The organism is Sinorhizobium sp. 8-89, from assembly GCF_030124325.1.
Taxonomy (GTDB): Bacteria; Pseudomonadota; Alphaproteobacteria; order Rhizobiales; family Rhizobiaceae; genus Sinorhizobium.
The window spans coordinates 1-3,171 of record NZ_JASKLR010000064.1 but is presented as its reverse complement, the minus strand read 5'-3'; the positions used below and the strand labels follow the sequence as shown (position 1 = coordinate 3,171).

The window sequence follows — 3,171 nt, the reverse complement described above, 5'->3', positions numbered from 1 at the left end:
CGTCCGATGCGCTTCCGCATAGGTCCCATGCATGTTCGAGCAGGGAACCGCAGCGTTCGGAATCTGTCGCAGTTAGCGAGCCTCACTGGGGAGAAGATGCCGGGTCTCAAGCAGAACCGGTATGGCCGCCGTTAGTCCCGATCACAAGCGCTAATTTCGCCGATTCGGCAAGTCGTAACGAACGCATGTCGACCTCCTTGTTGCGCAGATATTAATCGATTGACACAACACGACAGATGAGGAGGAAGGCTGTCCATCGAAAACGGCTTATCCTCTTTGACACCAATTTGGGAATGCTTGCTTGCCTCGGAACGGACCCTGCTCGCACACGATCGCTGGGCTGAGAACGAGGTTATGGGCCGTTTCCTTGTTACTCCCCGCGAAATAGCTTCCACTTAGTGGGCCGGAACGCGACGCGGGCGCTGTCGCCCAAGGAAGCGCGCTCGGGCGACAACTCGATTTCGATCAAAGACCGTTCTTTACCTATTTCCAATTCCAAATGGCGCGTGCCCGCCACACGGCGGCTCGCCGTCACGCGGCCGGCGAGACAGCCACCGGGAGCGTCGATGAGCTCGATGTCGTGCGGCCGGAAGTAGAGGGTTGCGGGTCCATCGAGTTCGTTTGCTGCGCGTAAGCCGATCGGCCCGTCCTCGAACAAGACCTCGTTGGCAGCCAATATGACGTTCAGGCAGTTCGATTGGCCGATGAAACGGTAGACAAAGGGCGAGACCGGGTGGTCATAGATCTCGTCGGTTGTGCCCACCTGCTCAATCAGGCCTTTGCGCATCACAACGACGCGATCGGCAAGCTCGAGCGCTTCCTCCTGATCGTGGGTGACGAAGACCGTCGTGTAGCCGGTGCGGTCGTGAATTTCGCGCAGCCATCGGCGGAGCTCCTTGCGCACCTGCGCGTCGAGCGCGCCGAAGGGTTCGTCGAGCAGCAGCACGCTCGGTTCGACTGCCATGGCACGAGCGAGAGCCACGCGCTGGCGTTGGCCGCCGGAGAGCTGGGCCGGATACCGTCTTTCGAGTCCCGAGAGCTGCACCAGCTCTATGAGATCGAGTGCCCGGCGGCGGATCTCGTCGGCCGGCGGGCGCTTCTTGTTGGGCCGCACCTTCAAACCGAACGCAACGTTTTCAACCACGGTCATGTGCCGGAAGAGAGCGTAGTGCTGGAAGACGAAGCCGATGTTTCTCTCCTGCACGGTCTTCTTCGACGCGTCTTCGGTGCCGAAGAGAATCATGCCTTCGGTCGGGCTTTCAAGCCCGGCGATGAGTCGGAGCAGCGTTGTCTTGCCCGAGCCGGACGGGCCGAGCAGCGCGATCAGCTCGCCTGAGTGGATATCCAGCGTCACATCCACAAGCGCCGGAAAGCGGCCAAATTCCTTGCATAGGTTCTGGACGCGGACTTCCATGAGTGTCTCGTCCTTTCAATGCCTGCGGCTGGCAGCAGTCGCGGCGCTGCAGCGAAGCGCTTCGCTCGGCTGTCGACCGGCATGAACCCTATCGACCCGGCTTGTAGATCTGGTCGAAGATCCCACCATCAGCGAAGAATTTCGCCTGAGCTTTATTCCAACCGCCGAATTCGTCAATCGTCACCAGCTTGAGATCGGCAAAACGGGCAACGTCATCAGGATTGGCAAGTTCTGGCTTGTAGGGTCGGTAGTAATGTTTGGCGACGATCTTCTGCCCAACATCGCTGTAGAGATAGTCTAGGTAGGCTTCCGCCACCTTTCGCGTTCCCTTCCTGTCGACATTGCCATCGATGAGCGCCACCGGCGGTTCGGCCTTGATCGAAATCGACGGCGTGACGATCTCGAATTTGTCGGGGCCGAGTTCCTCGAGCGCGAGATAGGCTTCATTCTCCCAGGCGAGCAGCACGTCGCCAAAACCGCGCTGGACGAAGTTGGTCATCGCTCCCCACGCGCCGGTGTCGAGAACAACAACGCGCTTGAAGACCTGCGCCACATACGCCTGCGCCTTGGCCTCGTCGCCATTGTTGGCAGCACGTGCCCAGGCCCAAGCCGCGAGGAAGTTCCAGCGGGCGCCGCCCGATGTCTTCGGATTCGGCGTGATGACCTGAACGCCTTCCTTCGTCAGGTCACTCCAATCCTTGATGGCTTTCGGATTGCCCTTGCGGACCAGAAAGACGACCGTCGAGGTATAAGGAGCGCTGTTGTTTTCGAGCCGCCTCTTCCAATCGTCCGGGATCCTGCCGGTCGCCTGAGCAATGGCGTCGACATCGGCTTCGAGCGCAAGCGTCACCACATCGGCTTCGAGGCCGTCGATCACCAATCGCGCTTGCTTACCGGAACCGCCGTGTGACAGATCGATTGTCACCGTCTCGCCGGTCTCCCCCTTCCACTTCTCAGCGAAAGCGGCATTGAATTCCTTGTAGAGCTTACGCGTCGAATCAAAGGACACGTTTAGGATTGTCGTATCGGCGAGAGCGAGCCCGATGGAGCCAAGCTGCAGCAGCCCGAGCATAAGCGCTAGTTTCATTACTTGGGCGAGTTTCGTCGCTCCCATCTCGACCTCCACGCTAGTCCGAATGAAGGTACCTCCCGAACGCCGGGCGGGAAAGCCGAGAAAAGGCGCTGAGCGGCGCTGCGCTCATGCGCAATCAGAATGCGCGCACCAACGAGCGACAATTGCCCTTTCCGCCGCGGTGAGTTCACGGGCGCTGGTCAATCTCACGCGTGTTCCGCAGGACGTTGTTCGGAAGTCGCTAGACCGAGAGTTCAGTGCAGTCCGAAAGGGCTCAGCAGTTCCTCGCGGTGCTTGACAAACTCGGCGCGCTGCGGTCCCACGGACGGGGCAGATCGATCAGGACCTCTGCGGCACCAGCCTCACCCATAACCGCATCGGGATTTGCTTGCGCTACGGCGCAAGTTGATCCCATCCAGTCATTCGTCCGACCAGCCACTCAGCTTCTGAAACCCGCCTGCAAATAAATTCCCGGCGCGAACTCGTGCCGTCAGTGCCGAGCTGTCAATCCAGGCCTGGATTTCGAATGTCAGCAGGCCGAGAAAGATGACTTCCGCCAACCTCGCCGCCGCATGCAAGGCGGTCATTTCGGGCCAGTTCATGGCGATGTCGTGGTGCCCGATCCAAGCGTCAGGATCCTTGTAGTCGATGACGCCGCGCGCCGTCCTCCCGACGCGTTCACGAA

At 60.0% G+C, this 3,171-nt stretch carries 2 protein-coding genes and 1 pseudogene; all 3 read right to left on the bottom strand.

Features of this window, described 5'->3' with window-relative positions:
* Positions 1-370: 370 nt before the first annotated feature.
* Positions 371-1,414, bottom strand: coding sequence for a sulfate/molybdate ABC transporter ATP-binding protein (locus QN219_RS33560; protein ID WP_284004725.1), 1,044 nt, complete (start codon positions 1,412-1,414; stop codon positions 371-373).
* An 88-nt stretch (positions 1,415-1,502) separates the two neighbouring features.
* Positions 1,503-2,528: a sulfate ABC transporter substrate-binding protein gene (locus tag QN219_RS33555; protein WP_284004723.1), complete on the bottom strand. Its 1,026-nt coding sequence runs from the start codon at positions 2,526-2,528 to the stop codon at positions 1,503-1,505.
* 377 nt (positions 2,529-2,905) lie between these two features.
* Positions 2,906-3,171 (bottom strand): annotated as a pseudogene (locus tag QN219_RS33550) (hypothetical protein); the annotation flags it as partial.

Coding starts and splice junctions, on each gene's coding strand:
- QN219_RS33560 (WP_284004725.1), bottom strand. CDS start 1,414: ATGGAAGTCCGCGTCCAGAACCTATGCAAGGAATTTGGCCGCTTTCCG.
- QN219_RS33555 (WP_284004723.1), bottom strand. CDS start 2,528: ATGGGAGCGACGAAACTCGCCCAAGTAATGAAACTAGCGCTTATGCTC.